This window comes from Tropicimonas sp. S265A (genome assembly GCF_049800835.1).
GTDB lineage: Bacteria > Pseudomonadota > Alphaproteobacteria > Rhodobacterales > Rhodobacteraceae > Dinoroseobacter.
On record NZ_JBNAFU010000002.1, the window covers coordinates 270387 to 290650 of the forward strand.

Annotated in this window: 22 protein-coding genes; 14 read left to right on the forward strand and 8 right to left on the reverse strand. The window is 61.9% G+C overall.

What is annotated here, in order from left to right:
• Positions 1 to 24: 24 nt before the first annotated feature.
• The 3 genes from cobT (at position 25) to ACP15N_RS08930 (ending at position 4126) form a co-directional block, all read left to right on the forward strand.
• Positions 25 to 1899, forward strand: a complete 1875-nt coding sequence (cobT, locus tag ACP15N_RS08920; RefSeq protein ID WP_425091890.1) for a cobaltochelatase subunit CobT — start codon at positions 25 to 27, stop codon at positions 1897 to 1899.
• A complete protein-coding gene (locus ACP15N_RS08925; RefSeq protein ID WP_425091891.1) occupies positions 1899 to 3692 on the forward strand; it encodes an aminopeptidase P family protein in 1794 nt (597 codons plus the stop codon). Before cobT ends, ACP15N_RS08925 begins: the two co-directional genes overlap by 1 nt.
• A gap of 92 nt (positions 3693 to 3784) precedes the next feature.
• Entirely contained in the window at positions 3785 to 4126 is a 342-nt protein-coding gene (locus ACP15N_RS08930) for a DUF427 domain-containing protein (protein WP_425091892.1), read from the forward strand.
• 6 nt (positions 4127 to 4132) lie between these two features.
• On the opposite strand, the gene ACP15N_RS08935 is transcribed toward ACP15N_RS08930, so the two are convergent.
• The 3 genes from ACP15N_RS08935 to ACP15N_RS08945 are packed head-to-tail and all read right to left on the reverse strand — an operon-like array spanning position 4133 to position 6333.
• Positions 4133 to 4744, reverse strand: a complete 612-nt coding sequence (locus ACP15N_RS08935) for a YceI family protein (RefSeq protein ID WP_425091893.1) — start codon at positions 4742 to 4744, stop codon at positions 4133 to 4135.
• Complete coding sequence (locus ACP15N_RS08940) at positions 4741 to 5388, reverse strand: ImuA family protein (RefSeq protein ID WP_425091894.1); 648 nt, start codon at positions 5386 to 5388, stop codon at positions 4741 to 4743. The genes ACP15N_RS08935 and ACP15N_RS08940 overlap by 4 nt, the downstream gene beginning before the upstream one ends.
• A 45-nt stretch (positions 5389 to 5433) precedes the next feature.
• Positions 5434 to 6333 carry an EamA family transporter gene (locus tag ACP15N_RS08945; RefSeq protein ID WP_425091895.1) on the reverse strand — a complete coding sequence of 300 codons (900 nt, stop codon included), beginning with the start codon at positions 6331 to 6333 and terminating at the stop codon, positions 5434 to 5436.
• A gap of 69 nt (positions 6334 to 6402) precedes the next feature.
• Between ACP15N_RS08945 and ACP15N_RS08950 the strand changes: the two genes are divergently transcribed.
• Entirely contained in the window at positions 6403 to 7449 is a 1047-nt protein-coding gene (locus tag ACP15N_RS08950; protein ID WP_425091896.1) for an aldo/keto reductase, read from the forward strand.
• Here the strand turns inward: ACP15N_RS08950 and ACP15N_RS08955 are convergent.
• A complete protein-coding gene (locus ACP15N_RS08955) occupies positions 7446 to 8123 on the reverse strand; it encodes an NUDIX hydrolase (protein ID WP_425091897.1) in 678 nt (225 codons plus the stop codon). The two genes, ACP15N_RS08950 and ACP15N_RS08955, sit on opposite strands and share 4 nt — an antisense overlap.
• 24 nt (positions 8124 to 8147) lie before the next feature.
• A complete protein-coding gene (locus ACP15N_RS08960) occupies positions 8148 to 8546 on the reverse strand; it encodes a DUF983 domain-containing protein (RefSeq protein WP_425091898.1) in 399 nt (132 codons plus the stop codon).
• A 214-nt stretch (positions 8547 to 8760) separates the two neighbouring features.
• Between ACP15N_RS08960 and ACP15N_RS08965 the strand changes: the two genes are divergently transcribed.
• From ACP15N_RS08965 to ACP15N_RS08980, 4 genes are all read left to right on the forward strand, one after another.
• Positions 8761 to 9234, forward strand: a complete 474-nt coding sequence (locus ACP15N_RS08965) for an EF-hand domain-containing protein (protein ID WP_425091899.1) — start codon at positions 8761 to 8763, stop codon at positions 9232 to 9234.
• An 83-nt stretch (positions 9235 to 9317) separates the two neighbouring features.
• Complete coding sequence (locus ACP15N_RS08970) at positions 9318 to 9929, forward strand: sigma-70 family RNA polymerase sigma factor (RefSeq protein ID WP_425091900.1); 612 nt, start codon at positions 9318 to 9320, stop codon at positions 9927 to 9929.
• Complete coding sequence (locus ACP15N_RS08975; protein ID WP_425091901.1) at positions 9913 to 10278, forward strand: hypothetical protein; 366 nt, start codon at positions 9913 to 9915, stop codon at positions 10276 to 10278. The genes ACP15N_RS08970 and ACP15N_RS08975 overlap by 17 nt, the downstream gene beginning before the upstream one ends.
• Complete coding sequence (locus ACP15N_RS08980) at positions 10279 to 10791, forward strand: periplasmic heavy metal sensor (RefSeq protein ID WP_425091902.1); 513 nt, start codon at positions 10279 to 10281, stop codon at positions 10789 to 10791.
• Between the two features lie 2 nt (positions 10792 to 10793).
• On the opposite strand, the gene ACP15N_RS08985 is transcribed toward ACP15N_RS08980, so the two are convergent.
• Complete coding sequence (locus ACP15N_RS08985) at positions 10794 to 12185, reverse strand: diguanylate cyclase (protein ID WP_425091903.1); 1392 nt, start codon at positions 12183 to 12185, stop codon at positions 10794 to 10796.
• 83 nt (positions 12186 to 12268) lie between these two features.
• On the opposite strand from ACP15N_RS08985, the gene ACP15N_RS08990 reads away from it, so the two are divergent.
• Together ACP15N_RS08990 and ACP15N_RS08995 are read left to right on the forward strand one after the other, a co-directional pair.
• A complete protein-coding gene (locus ACP15N_RS08990) occupies positions 12269 to 12547 on the forward strand; it encodes a DUF3572 domain-containing protein (RefSeq protein ID WP_425091904.1) in 279 nt (92 codons plus the stop codon).
• A gap of 238 nt (positions 12548 to 12785) precedes the next feature.
• Entirely contained in the window at positions 12786 to 13508 is a 723-nt protein-coding gene (locus ACP15N_RS08995; protein ID WP_425091905.1) for an HAD family hydrolase, read from the forward strand.
• Positions 13509 to 13531: 23 nt separating this feature from the next.
• Here ACP15N_RS08995 and ACP15N_RS09000 read toward each other — a convergent pair whose 3' ends face one another.
• Positions 13532 to 13906, reverse strand: coding sequence for a glycine zipper family protein (locus tag ACP15N_RS09000; RefSeq protein WP_425091906.1), 375 nt, complete (start codon positions 13904 to 13906; stop codon positions 13532 to 13534).
• A gap of 243 nt (positions 13907 to 14149) precedes the next feature.
• Here ACP15N_RS09000 and ACP15N_RS09005 point away from each other — a divergent pair, with 243 nt between their 5' ends.
• The 4 genes from ACP15N_RS09005 to ACP15N_RS09020 are packed head-to-tail and all read left to right on the forward strand — an operon-like array spanning position 14150 to position 19160.
• The gene (locus ACP15N_RS09005; protein WP_425091907.1) at positions 14150 to 15709 is read left to right on the forward strand and encodes a trimethylamine methyltransferase family protein; all 1560 of its coding nucleotides are present in this window, start codon (positions 14150 to 14152) and stop codon (positions 15707 to 15709) included.
• 56 nt (positions 15710 to 15765) lie between these two features.
• A complete protein-coding gene (locus ACP15N_RS09010) occupies positions 15766 to 17484 on the forward strand; it encodes a hypothetical protein (RefSeq protein ID WP_425091908.1) in 1719 nt (572 codons plus the stop codon).
• A 54-nt stretch (positions 17485 to 17538) separates the two neighbouring features.
• Positions 17539 to 18123, forward strand: coding sequence for a heme NO-binding domain-containing protein (locus tag ACP15N_RS09015; protein WP_425091909.1), 585 nt, complete (start codon positions 17539 to 17541; stop codon positions 18121 to 18123).
• Positions 18120 to 19160, forward strand: a complete 1041-nt coding sequence (locus ACP15N_RS09020; RefSeq protein ID WP_425091910.1) for a diguanylate cyclase domain-containing protein — start codon at positions 18120 to 18122, stop codon at positions 19158 to 19160. Before ACP15N_RS09015 ends, ACP15N_RS09020 begins: the two co-directional genes overlap by 4 nt.
• Before the next feature lie 19 nt (positions 19161 to 19179).
• On the opposite strand, the gene ACP15N_RS09025 is transcribed toward ACP15N_RS09020, so the two are convergent.
• Positions 19180 to 20238: a YeeE/YedE family protein gene (locus ACP15N_RS09025; RefSeq protein WP_425091911.1), complete on the reverse strand. Its 1059-nt coding sequence runs from the start codon at positions 20236 to 20238 to the stop codon at positions 19180 to 19182.
• Positions 20239 to 20264: the final 26 nt, after the last annotated feature.

The window sequence follows — 20264 nt, forward strand, 5'->3', positions numbered from 1 at the left end:
TTGGCCGAAGGATAGTGTTGCCTGATGAACAAGCCCGATAACCCCGTCGAACCTTTCAAGAAAGCGCTGGCCGAGGCCACTCGTGTTCTGGCGGACGACCCGGATATGGCGGTGACCTACTCTGTCGATCCGCCAGGAATGACGGCTGATGCGGTACGCCTTCCGCAAATCAGTCGCAGAATGACCAAGGCGGAAGTTCTTCTCGCGCGCGGCACCGCGGACGCCTATGCGATGCGGCGCAAGTATCACAGCCCGCAGACGCATCTGAAGTACGAACCCGCAGGTCAGATGGCCCGCGACCTCTATGAGGCGATGGAGACCGCGCGCTGCGAGGCCATCGGGGCACGTGCCATGCCGGGCTCCGCAGGAAATATCGATGCGAAGATCGATTCCGAATGCGAGCGCAAGGGGTACGCCCAGATCACGCAGGCCTCTGATGCGCCCTTGCCGATCGCGGCAGGCTACCTGATCCGCCAACTTGCCACCGGGCGGGACCTGCCCGAAGGGGCGCAAAACGTCCTCGACCTTTGGCGGGATCATATCGAGGATCAGGCAGGTGAAACCTTGCGTGACCTCGAACGCGACCTGTCTGATCAGGCCGCCTTCGCAAAACTGGCGCGCCAGATCATCGACGATCTGGGGTATGGAGACCAGTTGGGCGATGATCCCGACGACATGGATGACGAGTCCGAGGAAAGCTCAGAAGAGGACGACGAAGAGGACCAGGCAAGCGACGAGGGCAACGAGGGCGACGAGCAGACCGAACAGGGCGATGCTGCGCCGGACCCCGACGACACTCAGGACATGGACCCCAGCCAGGCTGAAGTGTCGATGGATGATCTGTCGGACCTCGACATGTCCGACGAAGCCGAGCTTCCCGAGGGCGACGCTCCACTGGAGCCGCCCCCGCCGCCCCCGCATTCGGAAGCCGACCCCAATTATGTCGTGTTCGAAATCGATTTCGACGAAGAGATCCGCGCCGAGGACTTGGCCGAACCTGCTGAGCTGGAGCGGCTGCGCGCCTATCTCGACCAGCAGTTGGAGCCTTTGAAAGGGGCGGTCTCACGGCTGGCCAACAAGTTGCAGCGGCGTTTGCAGGCGCAGCAGAACCGAAGCTGGAAGTTCGATATGGAGGAGGGGATCCTTGATGTTGGGCGCCTGGCCCGGGTCGTTGCCAACCCCACCACACCGCTGAGCTTCAAGGTGGAACAGGATACGGAGTTCCGCGACACGGTCGTCACTCTGTTGCTGGACAACTCCGGTTCGATGCGGGGTCGTCCGATTTCGATTGCCGCGATCTGTGCGGACGTTCTTGCCCGTACCCTGGAACGGTGTCAGGTGAAGGTCGAGATTCTCGGCTTCACGACGCGCGCCTGGAAGGGCGGTCAAAGCCGCGAGAAATGGCTGGCGGCGGGTCGTCCGCAGCAGCCCGGTCGCCTGAACGACCTGCGTCACATCATTTACAAGCCGGCCGACAGTCCCATGCGCCGTACCCGGGACAATCTGGGCCTCATGATGAAAGAGGGGCTGCTGAAGGAAAACATCGATGGCGAAGCGCTTGAATGGGCACATCGCCGGATGCTCGCGCGGCCTGAAGCCCGCAAGATTTTGATGGTGATTTCGGACGGCGCGCCGGTGGATGACAGCACCTTGTCGGTGAACCCCGCCAACTACTTGGAGAAGCACCTGCGCGATGTGATCGAAATGGTGGAAAAACGCCGCGCAGTCGAACTGATCGCGATCGGCATCGGCCATGACGTGACGCGGTATTACCAGCGTGCCGTGACAATCACGGATGTGGAGCAGCTTGCCGGGGCCATGACGGAGCAACTCGCGTCGCTTTTTGATACGGATGCGCGCGCGCGTGCGCGCTTCGTGGGCGTGAACAAGGCGCGGTGATGTTCCAGAGTTTCGAAGTTCGCACGCGCCCGCAGGACGGCCCACCGCGCCTTGCGGCGTTGCGAGAGGCAATGCAGAACGCGCAGGTTGACGGGTTTCTGGTGCCGCGCGCAGATGCATATCAGGGGGAATACGTGGCCCCGTGTGACGAACGGTTGGCTTGGCTGACCGGCTTCACCGGGTCTGCGGGGTTTTGCGCCGTGCTCAACGATCGCGCGGGTCTGTTTGTTGATGGACGCTATCGCTTGCAGGGGCGCGCACAGGCTGCTGACGCATTCGAAATCGTAGCCTGGCCCAACACCAAGCTGGGGGACTGGTTGGTGAACGCGTGTCCGAACGGCGCGCGCGTTGGCTACGATGCTTGGTTGCACACCGCCAAAGAGATCGACGCTCTGAAAACGGCCCTGAACGGCAGCGGCATCTCTTTGGTTGCGGTTGATAACCTTGTGGATGCTGTGTGGACGGACCGGCCAGCGCCTCCGTGTGGTCTGGCCAAAAGCCAGCCAATTGAGTTCGCGGGTGAGGCGTCCGGAGATAAACGCGCGCGGATTGGCGCTGTGTTGGCTGAAGCCGGGCAGAGTAGTGCAGTCTTGACCCTGCCGGACAGCATCTCGTGGCTGCTCAACATTCGCGGAAGCGATATTCCCCGCAACCCGGTGGTACACGCCTTCGCGATCCTTCACGCCTCTGGGAAGGTGCACCTCTTTACCGATCCAGACAAGGTCGCCGCCTTGGGGCCAGACCCGAACGTCGATGTAACGCCAATGGCCGGTTTCGCATCGGCTTTAGGTGGGCTCACCGGCAAGGTTCGGCTGGACAAGGGCAACGCGCCCCAAGCGGTCTCAAATCTGTTGCGCGAGGCTGGTGTTGCGTTCGATTGGGGTGAGGATCCGTGCGTCTTGCCCAAGGCATGCAAGAACCCCGCCGAGATTGCCGGAACGCGCGAAGCACACTTGCGTGACGGAGCGGCCATGGTGGAGTTCCTGGCATGGCTCGACGCGCAGGAGCCCGGCAGCCTCACCGAGATTGCTGTCGCGACCAAGCTTGAGGGGTTTCGGCAAGCCACGGGCGTTTTGCGCGATATCAGTTTCGAGACGATCTGTGGGGCCGGGCCCAACGGCGCGATCGTCCACTACAGGGTGACCGAAGAGACTAACCGGCAGATCCAACCGGGCGAGTTGCTGTTGGTTGACAGTGGTGGCCAGTACGAGGACGGCACAACAGACATCACCCGAACGATTGCGATGGGGGCACCCCCCGACGATGCCGTGGCGGCCTGCACGCGGGTTTTGCAGGGCATGATTGCGGTCAGCATGGCGCGTTGGCCCGAGGGGCTCGCCGGACGCGATCTGGACGCATTGGCACGGGCGCCGTTGTGGCGGGCGGGCCAGGACTATGACCATGGCACGGGGCATGGCGTGGGCGTCTACCTGAGCGTTCATGAAGGCCCGCAGCGCCTGAGCCGCGTTTCGGACACACCGCTTCAGCCCGGAATGATCCTGTCGAATGAGCCTGGCTACTACCGCGAAGGCGCGTTCGGGATCCGGATCGAAAACCTCGTCGTTGTCCAGCCGGCGGATATCCCCGAAGGCGGCGACACGCACCGCAAGATGCTGTCGTTTGAAACGCTGACATTCGTGCCGATCGACGCGCGACTGGTGAATACAGCGGAACTCACAGCCGCAGAACGCGCGTGGTTGAACGCATATCATGCTGATGTCGAAGCGAAAATTTCCCCCCATGTCTCGGCTTTTGCGCATGGCTGGCTAAAGCGGGCAACCCGCGCTATTTAAGCGGTCCGGGCCGCGCTTTGGGGGCGTGTCACGGACCTGTCATGGTTCGCGCCCTATCACGCAACAAAACACGTCTAATCGAGGAGAGCGGCATGGCTGAGCATATCAAGATTCACAAGGCGGAGGGCACTTGGGTCATCAGGGCTGGCGGCGCCGTGATCGGGGAGACGAAGGACGCTTTGGAATTGGTCGAGGGCGGAGGGCAGCCCGTGATTTATTTTCCGCGCAGCGATATTGGCATGGCGTTCCTTGAACGTACGGAAACCTCGTCTCATTGCCCGCACAAGGGGGATGCAACGTATTTTTCGATCCACGCCAAGAGCGGCGAAATCAAGGATGCAGGTTGGTCTTATGAAAGCCCCAAGGACAGTGTCGCACGGATCCGCGACCACATCGCATTCTACCCCCACAAGGTGACGGTCGAGCAACTGTAGCCAAGGTCACTTGGACCGGTTGATGGTTGCCTGGATGCGCAGATCGACCGTGTCCTCAACCAGATCGGAGAACCCCGACGCGCCGAACGCGCTGCGGTTCAGCTGTCCTTCAAGGATAATGACAAGTGATCTGAGATCTTCGGGTGCGCGGTCCGGCAGGCGGAAGAAGCGCGCTGTCAGGCTGATCGGGCGGGTTTGGCCCCGGATGGTTAGTGCGCCGGTGACGCGGGCTCTGGTGCCATCCGGGCTGACCCGGGTGCTCTGAAAACGGATGTCGGGGTACTGAGCGGTGTCGAGCACGGACGCGCCCTTGAGCGCGCTTTCCGCTAGTGGGAGGACGGTCCGCGCTTGGCTGGCATCGAGCGTTACCGCAATGCGGGTGTTCCCCAGTTGTCGAAAATCAATGCTGAGCGCGGCACTGCGAAGGGGCATTGTGCCACTGCTTTCGAGGCCACCAACCACATAGCGAAAGCCAATTTCGGTTTGTGCCGGATCGATTATATAGCTTTGCGGTTCCGCGACGAGGCGGAACGGCAGCAGCACAAGAACAAGCACGAGAAGAGCGCGGCACAGGGTCATGACCGGCAGGTAGAGGTACCGTGCCGCACGACCAGTCACGAAGGGCGGAGCAGCGCTTCCGCGACCTCCACCTCGGTGGATTGCCACCCTGTGTGGGTTTTGCAGATCGTCCACGTGGCGGGCGGGGCCGCGCGATCACGTTGCCGGGTCAACCGCCAGGCTGTCTGATCAGGGCGGTGCTCCGGAGACAGGTTCCACCGCGTCTCCACTCCGGGTGCACCGCCTTGATCCGGGGTCAGGATCAGACCCAGGGGGGCGGTGGATGCGCGCTCGGCACCTGTTTCTGCGGCCAGATGCAGCCGCCGGATCGGGGTCAGGGCCGGAGGGGCGGGCAGATCCGCGATCACGATGGGGGCTGCGGCACTGCGCAGCGCTTCCTCCATACACCACAGCAGATCCTCGGCCCGGGTCGGCGTGACGGGCAGAATACGGGCGGGGTCCAGCACCTGTGCCACGCCGCTTGGAAAAAGCTGATCTGCCTGCCACGCGGGTTGAATCCACAAAACCGGGCCTTTTGCCGCCGCACCGCACAGCAGGGCAAGAAACCGCCTTGAGGCCCCTGTAAGCTCGTGCACACGGGACAGTGCCAGTGTCATGTTCGGCAAGGGTGTGCAGGCAGGCCGCGCAGGGCGATGCAGCGCACCCGCGGTCAGTCCGGCTTTCGTCAACGTATGAATCGCCATGTACCTAGGGTAACATGTTCCTTATTTGTTCTCAATTGCGTTGGTCTACAACGTCAGCACCAGAATGAGGACGCTCACCACGAGGATCAGAACGCCAAGAACTTCGCGCCGCGTCGTCTGCTCGCCAAACAGAAAGGTGGAGGCGATGAAAGAAAACACGAGCTCTATCTGCCCAAGCGCTTTGACATATGCCGCATTCTGCAAGGTGAAGGCCGTGAACCACGCGAGACTGCCCAGCATGGAGGAAAGGCCAACCCAGACGGACACACGCCAAGAGGCCAGCACGCGCCTGATCTCGCCGCGCTCCCGCAAACGCAACCACAGGGCCATGGTCAGAGTCTGAAACGCGGTGACAACCATCAGCGTGATGGCCGCACGCTGGAACGGATCTGCGCTGGCCAGTTCGAGCGACGCTCCGCGGTAACCCACTGCCGAGACGCCGAACAACGCGCCCGAGGCCACCCCAAGCGCGGCTCCCTTGTTGAACAAGCGCCGCCAGTTACCCGTGGCATCCGGCGGGTCCGATAACACCACAACGCCGACAAAGCCGACCATGATGGCAAAGGCGGCGCCAAGGCTGACTGCCTCGCCCAACACAATCATGCCCATCAGGGCGGTCAACATCACCTCGGTTTTCTTGAATGTGATGCCAATGGCGAAGGCCCGTTCTGCGAACAATGCGACGACACACATCGTGGCGAGGATCTGTGCAAGCCCGCCGACCAGTGCATAGCCCCAGAACGCAGAGCTGAAGCCCGGCAAGGGCAATTCGCGCGCGGCACTGTAGCCGAGCGCGATCAAGGCCACCAAGGGTGCGGAATAAAGGAACCGGGAAAAGGTCGCGCCGCCGGTGGACAGGGTGGTTACCTTTAGATGCCGTTGCAGCATGAACCGCAGGTTCTGCGCAAACGCGGCAAAGATCGTCACGGGAATCCACAAAGGCATGCCCGGCTTGTCGCAGGCTTGCTCTTGGCCAGCAAGAGCCTAGGATCGCGCCGGATCAAGGAGAATTGGATGAAGACGAATACACTTGGGCGCGGCGGGCTGCGGGTCAGCGAGTTCTGCCTCGGCACCATGACTTTCGGGACGCAGACTGGGCAGGCAGAGGCGCACGCACAGATCGATGCGGCTTTGGCCGCAGGGATCAACTTCGTCGATACCGCCGAGATGTATCCGACAACACCGGTGCGCGCGGAAACCATCGGTGATACCGAGACGATCCTTGGCGCGTGGAACGCGTCAAATCCCGGGCGGCGCGCGGACTACGTGCTCGCCACGAAGGTTTCGGGCGAAGGACTGAAGGCGGTCCGCGACGGCATGCCCATTTCTCGCCAGACAATCGAAGCGGCCGTAGATGCCTCCCTGCGCCGGTTGGACACGGACTACATCGACCTTTATCAACTGCATTGGCCGAACCGTGGATCCTATCACTTCCGGCAGAACTGGACCTATGCACCCAATCCGGTCGGCAAGACCGGTCCGCTCAGCCATATTGTCGAAGTGCTTGAGACATGCCAGGAACTCGTGAAGGCGGGCAAGCTCCGCCACATCGGGCTGAGTAACGAAACCGCCTGGGGAGTGGCGCAATGGATTCGGGTTTCCGAGGTCAAGCAGCTGCCGCGTGTTGCTTCGATCCAGAACGAGTATTCCCTGCTCTGCCGCCTGTTCGACACCGATCTTGCAGAGGCGAGTCTCTACGAAGACGTTCCGTGCCTGTCCTTTTCACCGCTCGCCGCCGGATTGCTGACGGGCAAGTACCAGGACGGCAAGGTGCCGGACGGCTCGCGCAAGGCGCTGAACGGCAGCCTTGGCGGACGCGCAACGGAGCGTGTCTATCCCGCAGTTGCCGCCTATGCGGATATTGCGCAGCGGCATGGACTCGACCTTGTGCATATGGCGCTCGCCTTTGCCGCCTCGCGACCGTTCATGGGGTCGGTCATTTTCGGCGCCACCTCCCTGCCGCAACTCGACCATATCCTGAACGGACTGGACCTGACGCTGACGGATGAGGTTCTGGCAGAGATCGATGCGGCGCATCGGGCTCATCCAATGCCATACTAGAGGCGCGCGAATTTCGAGAGGGTGTCGTCATGCTGAAAGAAGGGAACACCTTCGGGCGCCGCCAAATCCGGCAAAGCGCCTGCGACCTCACCCAGCACGACCTCGGTGATGAACGGCAGGTTCAACGCGCGTGCCTCTGCCAGAGGTACCCAATGCAGGTGGCTCAACTCGTCTGATGCTTTCGAAAAGTCATCCGGATCATCCATCAAAGCATCCGCAGTGGTCAGTAGAAACCGGGCATCGAACCTGCGCGGACGTCCGGGCGGGGTGATGGCGCGAAATACGTAGCGCAAGGCCGACGGTGCCGGCTGCGCCCCGCTGGCAAAGAAGCTCTGCCAACTTTCGGATAGCTCAGGCTTGTCAGAGGCCGGGGCATTGATCCCGAGCCGCAACCCGGTCTCTTCCCAAAGTTCGCGAATGGCCGCCCCGGCCACGGCTGCCGCCGACGTGCCGCGCGCGTCGTGCCCGAGTTTCGTCCGGCATGAGGGGGCCATTTCATCCACTTGCAACGCTATGGCATCATCGGGGTCCACCGCGCCGCCGGGGAACACATACTTCGAAGGCATGAACGCCGCCTTGGCACCGCGTTGACCCATCAGCACGGAGGGCGTCTTCGCATGGGCGTCGCGCACGACGATCACGGTCGCTGCATGTCGAATGGCGGTTTTGTCCAACTCTGTCTCCCGGCGTAGGGGCGCTCAGGGGGCAGGTGCCGATGGCGTGTCGAAACCATGCAGGCGACGCGCCCATTGGTATCCGATCATCGCCCCTTTGAGTCGTGGCAGAAGATAGAGCGAAGCTGCAACGCACCCAACCGAGAAAACCGCGATAATGTTCAAGGGATCGGGCCGGAGTGCTACGAAATACCAGTGCAGCAGCGGGGCCATCAGATGCCCGACGATCAGAATGGTCAGATAGGCGGGCCCGTCGTCGGCTCTATGTCCAGACAGGTGTTGGCCGCAGACGGGGCAGCTGTCGCGCACCTTCAGGTATCCGCGCATCATTGGTCCCGCGCCGCACGAAGGGCATCGTCTACGCCACCCACGGAAGAGTGACGGGCGCAGCTCTCGCTCCGCCTGATTGGCTTCGGTTGTCATTGTGGGCTCCCAAACCCTGTTCGCGCAAACATCCTAAGCCCCCTTGCCCCAAAGGTCTGCTTGACAACTTGTCTTGCGTCGGGATGTCGCAAATTCAGAGGGAAAGATTTTTTTTTGTAAAAGTGCGACGGAATCTTCGGCGTGCAGCGTGTGTGTTGGTAAGGCGACCGCAAAAGGTGGGCGCCCAACCAAAGGACAAACGATGAAAGCACACATGAAACCGACCCTTACCCTTGCCGTCTTGCTTGTGATGGGCGCGACAAGCCTTGCCATGGCTTCCCCTGGTGGGCGCGACCTGGATCGCACCGAAATCCGCGAGGAGATGTTCAATCGCCTCGACGCCGATGGTGACGGCCAGTTTTCCCGAGACGAGATCGAAAACCTCGCCGCATCCCGTTTTCAGGACGCCGACAGCGATGGCGACGGGTTCCTCAGCCTCGAGGAAGTGCAGGCCGCGGCTGCGGCGCGCATGGCTGACCGAGCAGACCGCATGAGCACGCGCATGATGGACCGGCTGGATGCGAATGATGACGGGCGCCTCAGCCCCGATGAAATGGCGCGCTCGGATCGTCGTAGTGAACGCCTGTTCGAACGCGCGGATGTTGACGGTGACGGTGTGGTGACACGCGCAGAGTTCATGAGTGTGGAACGCCCCGAAGGCCGCCACCGTGGACATGAGCGCAAGTAGTCACGCGCCGGATATCAGGTCAGCGCGTGGCGGACAGGGTCTGCGCGCTGGCCCGAGACACAGGATCGGGCTAGGCCTGCGGTATGACACGCGTATCCTCGACGGACATGTCCATCCCGGACTCGGTCTGGCTGGTTCGGTATTGCAATGGCGATCCCGACGCGGCCCGTGTGTTGACGGCGCGCCTTGCGCCCAAGGCATTCAGCTATGCGATGCGCTTGTTGCACGATCGGGCCGAAGCCGAAGATGTCGCCCAGGAGGGCATGCTGCGTCTGTGGAACCGTGCGGCGAACTGGGATCAGGGTGGCCCGGCGCAGCCAGCCACCTGGCTTTTGCGCGTGGTGCGTAACCTGTGCATCGACCGCTTGCGCCGCGCGTCCGGCATCCCGCAGGCGATGAGTGATGACGAGTGGCTTGACCGCATTGCCGATACCGGGCCGTCAGCGGCCAGCATCGTGCTGGAGAAAAGTCGCTCCGCCGCTCTGGAAACGGCGCTTGCCACACTCCCGTCGCGCCAGCGCGAAGCGGTTGTTCTTCGGCACCTCGAAGAGATGGCAAATCCGGAAATTGCGGCCATCATGGACATCTCCGTAGAGGCCGTTGAAAGTCTTATTGCGCGCGGACGGCGCGCGCTGAAAGAGAACCTGGCACAACGCCGGTTTGAACTGGGATATGAAGATGACCCACGACCCTGAGTCCGACCTTGATCCTCTGCTGGACATGTTTTCGGCCGCGCGGCAGGACCGTGCCCGCCCGTCACCGGACTTCATGGAGCGGGTCGCACGGGACGGATTGAATGTGCAGGCCACCTTGGTCAGTGCACCAAAGCCGATCCGCGCGCGCCCCCGGTGGCGGATAAGCCTGCCGGATTGGCGCCCACTGGGCGGTTTGGCGGTCTGCCTGATGCTCGGCATCGGGCTCGGAAGTGGCTTTTCCACACAATTGAGCTTGCTCGGTACGGAATACCTGTCCGGAGGCATCGTATCGGGCGGTGATTTGTTTCTTGCGAACTACGACGATGTCTTGCTGCTGGAGGGGGGGTAGATGGACCCTGTCGAAACGCCACCTCGAACGGGCTGGGGGCGCGGGCGCACGTTGCTCTTTTACGGCTCGCTTGCGGCAAACCTTTTGATCTTGGGCTTGGTTATCGGAGCGGTGGCATTTGGCGGTCGGACTGCGCCACGCGGTGCACTCGACGGGCAGGTGCCGATGTTGCGCGCCTTGTCGGACGCCGAACAACGCAGTTTCTTGCGCGAGATACGCGCCGGTCGACCCGATCGTATTGAACGTGCCGGTGCGGCGATGCGGCGGGCTCGCCAGATGCTCAATCTGCTCCGCGCCGACACGTTTGATGCGCAAGCGTTCGAAGCCTTGATGGAACAGCAGAGCGACGGGGCCTTGCGACGCGCAAAAGCGGGGCGTGCTGCCTTGGTAGAGGTCGTTTCGGCGATGGATGCCGACGCGCGCCGGGCATATGCGACCCGGCTGGAACAGGAGTTTCGGAAGTCAGTCCGGGATCGCAGGGCGCCGGGCGGCAAATCCGAGCGGCCCGATTAGGCTCAGGCTGCGGTCTGACCCGGGCTGATCACGATCTGGTTGCGCCCTTCGGCCTTCGCCGCGTAGAGCGCGCGGTCTGCCCGGTCGAGAATTTCCGAAACGCTTGCGGTTGGCTCGGTTCTGCCGCCCGCAGCAAGGCCGATACTGATGGTCACGCCGACTTCGGCGTTGGTCGGGGCCGGGATCGGCACCGGCGCGGCCTCGATCTTGCTGCGCAGACGTTCGGCCACTTGCGCGGCGGTTGTCATGTCCGTGTCCGGTAGGACAATCATGAATTCTTCGCCGCCGATACGCGCAACAATATCGAGGGACCGCAAATGCGTCCGAAGCCGCGCTGCGGTTTCGCGCAGCACCTGATCGCCTGCCGCATGACCGTGACGGTCATTGACTGTCTTGAAGTGGTCAAAGTCCAGCAGCAGCACTGCAAAGTCACGGTTTTCCCGGGCTGACTCGGTCGCGAGGTTTGCCAGTTGGCTCATCCCGAAGCGGCGATTGTAGAGTCCGGTCAAAGGATCGATGACAGCGAGCCTCAGGCGCTCCGACATCTCTCCTCTCAGCTTGTCCGTGGCTCGCTTCCTCTGCAATTGGGAGCGCAATCGCAGGGCCATTTCGTCTATGCTGACCGGTGCGTAAACGACGTCATCAGCCCCCAGATCCAATGCGCGTGCGGCGAGAGCGGCCTCGCCGGCGCGGACGACGAAAATCTGCCCTGCATGGCGCGTTGCCGGGCGCGATCGCAGCTCCGACAGGATGTCGATGCCCTGATCGGGGCGCTGCGCATCCGCTTCGATCACGAAGACCTGCGCCTGGTCCTTGCTGGCCTCCAGTGCTTCGGGACGCGAGAGAACACGGACATCCTCGCGGATACGGGTGCGCAGTCCGTTCGCCCAGCCCGGTCCCGCCCCGTCCGGTGCAAGCACAAGGCTTATGCATTCATTGCGGGGGCCGGCAAAGCCCGTCTGCGCGTCGGCAAACCCCTCAAGTTCCGGGGTTCGCGCCTGCTCCAGCAGTTCCGCTGCGTGAGAATGGGACCGCAGAAGACTGCGCACGCGCGCAAGCAGCGTGACCTCCGACAGGGGCTTGGACAGAAACTCCTCCGCCCCGCACGCAAGACCGCGCAGCCGCGCATCGGTGTCTTCCAGCGACGTGATCATGATGATCGGGATGTCTGCGGTCTTGGGGTCCGCTTTCAGGCGCTCACACACCGTGAATCCATCAAGGTCGGGCATGACTACATCAAGCAGGATAAGATCCGGCGACGCCTTCCGCGCCATTTCAAGGCCCTGCCGACCACTGTCGGCGAGCAAAACCTGATAGCAGGCCGAGGCCAGCTTGACCTTCATGACGATCCGGTTTGTTGCAACGTCGTCGATGACGAGTATTGTTCCGGACATCGTTGCTCCCTTTACCTTTTGGTAAACAGGTTTAGGGCCAGAGTGGTTAACAAACGGTTAGGGTCTTCTGGGGAGGAGGCGATATGCAGCAGGAATCCGCCGAGGCGATCGCGCTCAAGGCGCTCGCTTGGATTGCCTCGGACGAGGAATTGCTGGGCGTGTTCATGGGAGCGACGGGCGCCAGTCCCGAGGATTTGAAGGCACGCCTGAACGAGCCAGAGTTCCTGGTCTCGATCCTCGAGTTTCTGACAATGGACGATGCGTGGGTGGTCAGGTTCTGCGACACCCATCGTTTGAACTACGAGGCTCCGCTCGAAGCAAAGCAGTCCCTGCCAGGGGGTGGACAGGTACACTGGACCTGATCGCCAATGCCGCGTCAAACCGACGCGAAATAATCTTGCTTGCGACAATCACCTGAAAATGTGCAAGAATTGACACTGGGTAAGACCGGACGAGCGTATCTTGCGGCCGTCCGGATGGGAGAAATTGGACCTGTTCTTTCGTGTGTGCGGCCCTCGCTTGCGCACGCGGTCTGGCGGGTCGCCTGTAAGCGGAAACGCGGACCGGGACACACAGCGCGTGGGCGCGGGGTCGGACAGCATGCTCGCAGGAGTCATTTTTGATAAAGACGGAACGCTGTTCGATTTTCAGCGCACCTGGGGCAGTTGGGCGCAACGAGCCCTCGCCCGGTTGGCGCGTGGCGATGACACGACGTGCCAGCGTCTGTCCGACGCCGTGCGGTTTGACAGGCTACTGGGGCGGTTCCATGCCGACAGTCCCGCGATCGCGGGAACAAATGCCGAGATTGCGATCATCCTCGCCGCTGAACTCCCCGAGCGCAGCGAGGAGGAAGTGTTGCTGGAACTGAATGGCATGGCACAGTGCGTGACCCTTTCGGAAGCGACGCCGCTTGTGCCTTTCCTGAGCGGTCTGGCGGGGTCGGGCCTGCGGCTGGGCGTTGCCACCAACGACACCGAAGATGCCGCACGCGCGCATTTGCAGTCCGCAGGTGCCCTGAGCCATTTTGACCAGGTTTTTGGCTATGATAGCGGCTATGGCGCCAAACCGGACCCAGGCATGTTGTACGCGTTTTGCGATTTCGAAGGGCTTGATCCTTCAACTGTGATCATGGTGGGCGACAGCACCCATGATCTGCGTGCGGGCCGTGCGGCGGGAATGAAAACGATCGGCGTTTTGACCGGCATGGCAACGGAACCCGATCTCGCCCCCCTGGCGGACGAGGTTCTGCCTGACATCGGGCAAATGATGCAAGGCCGTCTGGTCGCGGAAATGACCGCACCGGCACAGCGCGAGCGCGCCTGAACGAAGCGCTCGCTTCCCCTGTTCTAACCGACGACGTTGTACCCGCGGCCACGCATGCAGTTGCGTACGATCGCCTCTCGGTTGGCGTTGTTCTGGATCGCGCTTCCGGTGGCCCCCGCCAAGGCACCCACAGCGGCAGCGCGACCAAGATTGTCGCTGTTGTCGTTGAAGATCACCGAGGAGGCACCTGCAACTGCGGCACCGGTTGCGGCTGACCCCGCGGTGCGGCCATCCACGACCGACTGGCTGGCGGCAAGGTTCTGGCATTGCGCCAGATCGCTGTTGAAGTTCGGGCCCACTGCGCCGTCGATCACCGGCACGTAGTTGGCGCCGGAGTTGGCGCAGGCGCTCATCAACGCGGCAGTGGCAAGCAGGGCCATGTATTTGGCATGGATCATATGGTGTTCCTTCTGGTCGTTTCAGCCTGACTTCGTAGGGCGAGCTTTAGCAAGAGGTGCCATGCGGCATGGCGCTAAGCGATAGCAGTCCTTCCAGAGGGTTGCCTAGGCCCAAAGAGAACTCGGGTCACGACCGGCGGTATCTGACTTGCGACCGCATGTCTAAAACGACAGCAACGGTCGGTTTCTGCCCCGCGCGCGACTGCGTCTCGCGGTTTCATGGAACCAGTGGCGGAGGATCGCATGGCTCAGGACCAGATAAGACAAACCCGACGCAGCGGAGGGCGACGCGGCAATACCCGACGCCGGTCCGCGGGGCTTTTTGCCCAGATGCCATTTGACCCGCCGCTCAACACGGATGCGCCGACAGAACCGTTGGGCCCCGAAGGGATCGCCGCGATCCATGACGGCGCCATGCGGATCCTCGAGGAGATCGGGATCGAGTTTCTCAACGAGGAAGCCTGCGCTATCCTCAAGGAGGCCGGGTGTTCCGTGTCAGGTCAAACCGTCCGCATGGGGCGGGACTTTGTCATGGAAATGGTCGCCAAGGCGCCCTCCAGTTTCACGATCACGCCGCGCAACCCGGATCGTCAGATCACCATCGGTGGGCGTCACATGGTGTTCGTCAACGTCTCTTCGCCACCCAACTACTGGGATCTCACCACGGGCAAGGTCCCGGGGACGTTGGAAAAGTGCTGTGACTTTCTCAAGCTTATCCAGCATTTCAACTGCCTGCACGTCGTCGGAGGATACCCCGTCGAACCAGTTGATGTGCATGCCTCGGTCCGCCACCTCGATGTTCTGTACGAAAAGCTGACGCTGACGGACAAGGTTGCCCATGCCTATTGCCTGGGCCGCGAACGGGTCGAGGATGTGATGGAGATGGTCCGCCTTGCCGCCGGTCTGAGCCCCGAGGCGTTCGAGGCGCGTGCGCATATGTACACCAACATCAATTCCACCTCGCCGCTCAAGCATGACTATCCCATGCTGGACGGAGCAATGCGGATCGTCCGGCGCGGGCAGGCGCTCATTGTCACGCCCTTTACGCTCGCCGGAGCCATGGCGCCGGTGACGATGGCGGGCGCTGTGGCGCAATCGCTGGCCGAGGCGCTTTGCGCGATTGCGCTGGCGCAGTACATCCGGCCCGGGGCACCGGTGGCAATCGGGACATTCACCTCCAACGTCGACATGAAGTCAGGGGCCCCGGCATTCGGCACACCGGAATACATGCGCGCCACGCAGATGACCGGACAAATGGCGCGGTTTTACGGGCTGCCACTCCGGGCGTCGGGCGTTTGCGCGGCGAACGTTCCGGATGCTCAAGCGATGATGGAGACTTCGAACAGTCTCTGGTCGGCGGTGCAATCCGGGGTCAACATGGTCTATCATGCGGCGGGTTGGCTCGAAGGCGGCCTGATCGCAAGTCCGGAAAAACTGATCATGGATTGTGAGCTTTTGCAGCAGATTCAACGGTATTTCGACCCTGCGCTTGTTGCGACTGGGCCGGACGATATTGCCGTTGAGGCCATCGCGGAAGTCGGCGCGAAAGGCCATTTTTTCGGTGTTTCACACACGCAGGAGCGCTACGAGACGGCGTTTTATCAGCCCTTTCTGTCAGATTGGCGCAACTACGAGGCATGGTCGCAAGATGGTGGTCTCTGGGCGGCCGAACGTGCGCATCGCCTCTACAAGGAGATCATCGCCGAGTTCGAACCGCCGCCCATGGACCCATCGTATCGCGAGGCGTTGCAGGCCTTTGTCCACCGTCGCAAGGCCGAAGGCGGCGCGCCTACCGATTTCTAAGCATCACGTTCCATGTTCGCTTTCCCTGCTCATGCGCGGCGGGTTAGGTTTGGCATATGGAACCACGCCACGACGCAAGCGGTTTTCGGGCCGCGATGGGACTGTTCGGCCTCGCGGCAGGGCTTGCGCTCTGGGCGTTGTCGGAATTCGTACTGGACGTGCTGGGCCAACCCAGGCTTGAGCTTGCCCTTGTGTCGGTCTGCCTTGCGTATTTCGTGCCTGCTTTGCTTCTGTCGGGTCCCATGACCATGCCACGCGCACTTTTATGGGCATTGGTGCCCGGCGTGTGTGCCCCGCTGCTGCTGCTTTGGGCCAGCCTGCGGTTCGAAGACCTGACCGGGATGAGCAGCACGCCGCAGCCCTTCCTTGCGTTCTTTGCACTTGTGGTCGTGTCTCTGCCGTATTTGGTGGCCTTGCAGCGCGGAGAAGCACTCAACTACATCATTCTGTTCAACGAGGCCTGGCGCATTGTCATTCGTGCCGTGGCTTCGGCCTTGTTCGTCGGGGTGTTCTGGGGCGTCTACATGATGTCCAACCTATTGCTTTCGCTGGTCGGTCTTGAAACGCTCGATCTCTTGCTGGATCGTCCGTCGTTCGGTTTTGGCGCAACCGGACTGGTGGTCGGGTTGGCGCTCTCGGTGCTGTATGAACAGCGTGCGTATCTCTCCCCGGTGCTTCTGATGCGGCTGTTCCAGCTTCTTCTGATCCCGGTGACGCTGGTGGTCGTGGTGTTCGTTGCGCGCGTGCCGTTTCAGGGGCTTGATCAGGCATTTTCGGGGCTGTCCGCAGCGGCGACGCTCATGACCATGACGCTTGGGCTGGCCACGTTGATCAGCGCAGCGCTTGATTGCGACTTCGGAGACAGCGTCCCAAGTCGTCTTGTGCTTGTTTCCGTGCAGGTGGCCGCGCTCTTGATGCCTGTCCTGGCAGTGCTGGCCGGCTATGCGATCTGGGCGCGGGTATCTGAATATGGCTGGACACCCGAGCGGGTGGCTGCGTCGCTGATATGCGTGCTCTGCCTCGCGTACGCGATGGGGTACGCAGCAAGCGTTTTGTTGCGGGGGGATTGGCACCGTCGTATACGCCGCACCAACATCTGGATCGGGCTGGGGGTTCTGGGGATGAGCGCGCTCAGCCTCACGCCGGGGCTGAACCCGGAACGCATCTCGGCGCAGAACCAGGTGGCGCGCTACGAGGCGGGGAGGTCTTCGGCAGAGAACCTCCCGCTGTTCGAAATGGCAAACCTGTGGGGTGTCGCGGGTCGCGCCGCCCTCGTGCGACTTGAGGCAAACGCCGATGCCGAGATGTCGCGGATGCTGGCGGACCTGCGCAGCGTTCCGGGGCCAGGCGACGCGAGATCCGAACCGATCGAAGACCAGCGGGCCGTTTTGGCGCGCCTTATGCCGCTGCGTCCAGAAGGGGCGCAATGGCCAAGCAGGTTCTTTGAAGATCTGCCGGATCAGTATGTTTCTGACTGGCTGCTTGCATGCCGGCGCGGCGTCGGAAGATGCGCCGGCGTGGTTTCGGACAGTTTGCCGGAGTTTCCCGGCGCCGAGGTCCATGTGATGATCTGGACGGAGTTTGACGACATCGAAGGGTACCTGGTGTTGCGTGAACCCCGTGGGGACCTTGCCTTGCGCCCCTTGGTGTCGCGCGAAACCGGCGATCCCGAGCGTGTGTTGCGCGCGATCCTGGACGGGGAATTCGCCGTAGTGCCGCCCCGAATTCCGGCGCTGCGGGTGGGCGAGCAGGAATTCCTGTCTCTGCCGCGCTGAACTTGGCGCTTTCTTAAGACTCTGCCGCCTAAGGTTCCCAAGGCGGAGATTGATATGCACGGACTTATTACAACATCCCTTCAGCGCTTTTTGCGCGAAACCTACGGCGCGCCAGTATGGGCTGAAATCGCTACCCGTGCGTGTGTGCCGGACGGCCATTTCGAGTCCATGTTGATTTATCCTGAAGACGTGTTTGACCGGACACTCGAAGAAGCCGAGGCCGTTCTGGGCAAGGACAGCGCAACTATCCTCGAAGATATGGGCACGTTCCTGATCTCCAGCCCGGACATTCAGGCGCTCCGTCGCCTCCTCAGGTTCAGCGGATCCAGTTTTTCCGATTTTCTGAACGCGTTGGAAGACCTGCGTGGGCGCGCCCGGCTCGCTGTCCCTGCACTCGATATTCCCTCGCTGGAGCTCAACCCTCTGGGTGGCAAGCGCTATCGTATCGACTACACGTGGCACAGGCCCGAGGGAATTCACGTCATCGCCGGTGTTTTGCGGGCAATGGCAGATGATTACGGGGCACTGGCTTTCACGGAAACGCTTACCGATGAGGATGGAACCGCATATCTCGAGGTTTCGGTGCTAGACCGCCAATTTGCCGAGGGGCGCGAGTTTGATCTGGGGGCGATGGCATGAGCGCAAAGGCCGAAAACACGCGCGTTCTCGGGCTGTCGGCGCGGACTCTTGACGCCTTGATGCCGATGCATCTCTGGGTTGGGCCGTCGGGGCATCTGCTGCATGCAGGGCGGACGCTCAAGAAAGTGCTGGGGGCAGAGAACGTTGATGGCAAGTTGCTATTTGACGTCCTGCAGTTCAAACGCCCCAGAAAGCTCAAGAGCCTTGACCAGGTCCTGCGGCTGAACACAACGCGTGTTCAAGCCACCTTGAAGGATATCGACGGTGTTTCGTTGCGCGGAGTCGTCGTGGCCTTGCCCGGTGGGGCTGGCGCGTTCATCAACCTGTCGTTTGGTATTTCGGTGCATGACGCGGTGCGCCGCTTCAAGCTCGATATCAGCGACTTCGCGGCGGCAGATCTGGCGGTGGAAATGCTCTACCTGATCGAGGCAAATGCGGCCGTCATGGCGGAATCGCAATCGCTCAACCTCAAGTTGCAGGCGTCGAAGCGTGATGCGGAACAGCGGGCGCTGACCGATACGCTCACGGGTCTGAACAACCGCCGCGCGATGGATGTTGCCCTGGAACAGATGGTTGCCCAACCGGGGCCGCAGGGTTTCGGGCTCATGCATGTCGACCTCGACTACTTCAAGTCTGTGAATGATACGCTCGGTCATGCAGCGGGCGATCATGTCTTGCTGCGTGTCGCCGACGTGCTTCAAAGCGAGACCAGATCACAGGATGTCGTCTGTCGTGTGGGAGGGGATGAATTCGTCCTGCTGCTGCGGGATTGTAACGACAAGGCTCTGCTCGCTCGAATTGCAGAACGGATTATTGCCAGACTCGAAGAACCGATCATGTTTGAGGGGCAAGTCGCGCGCATCTCTGCGAGTATCGGAATCACGTTGTCTTCATTCTACGATGCACCAGAGGGGGACAAGATCCTTTCCGATGCCGATGAAGCGACTTACGCCTCGAAGCACGGGGGGCGTGCGCAACACACGTTCTTCGTCCCTGACCCTGTAGCGACAGGTTCTCAGGCCGCACATTCGGGGTAACCGCGGCGGGCGCGATCAACTATCCTTGCAGTGACCGAAACCCGGGCCATCCAAAGATCAGATGGCGCAACCCGACAGCCGCACCGACGAAAATGGAAACGCAAACGATCGGGGCGCTCAGTGTCAGCACCGCAAAGGCAGAAAGCCCCTGTCCGACCGAACATCCCAGTGCGAGTGTCGCCCCGAACCCCATGAAGACCGCTCCGGCAACCTGACGTTTCAGCTCACGCGGATCCTCGCAGGCTTCCCAGCGAAACTGAGAAAGCCGCCAACTGCCAAGTGCCGACCCGATAACGACGCCAATGACTGAACCGGTCGCGAAGCCCACGGGGCGCACCGAACTCATCATCACCCAGGCGATGCTTTCCCCGACGGGTGCAGAGAAGTTGTGCGACCGGACGCCGACGGGGTCGAAACTCGTCTGGGCGACCCAAGCAGTGATGCCCCAGCCGGTGACGATGCCGACTGCAACGAGGCTGCCCCATAGTGCCGCCTTGCGACGCTGGCCTGACCAGGCGCCAAGGACGCAAAACCCGGCTCCAATCAGGCTGGCGACAAGAATAGATGATACACCCGTCAGGTTTGATACGAGACCGTCCATGGTCACGGGCGCATTGATGCGCCCGAACTCCATCGAGAACAGTGCAAGACGCAAAGGCGCCAACGGGCCGAACAGGGACGCATAGGTGCTGATCCCGAGGATCATGACCAACACAAACGCCCGCATGTCACCGGTGCCGAGCCGCGCGAGCGCCCCATAGCCGCAAGTGCCTGCCAGCGCCATGCCGTAGCCAAACAAGACCCCGCCAAGCGACGCGGCGATGGGGGAAAACCCGTCCCGGACGATAAACAGATCGGCGCGGTCTAATACGCCCGACGCGACAAGACCTGCGCAACCGATGATGCTCAGGCCAAGGGCGAGCGCCCACATGCGCAGCCGATCGAAGCTGTCCCCATAGAGCGCGTCTTCGATGGCGCCGAGCGTGCAGAAGCGTCCGACACGTGCCGCATACCCCAGCAGAACGCCGCCGAGCAGACCGCCCAAAGCGGTGATCTCGAATCCGGATAGTCCGTCCATGGTGCGCCTCCCAAGCAAGCCATTCG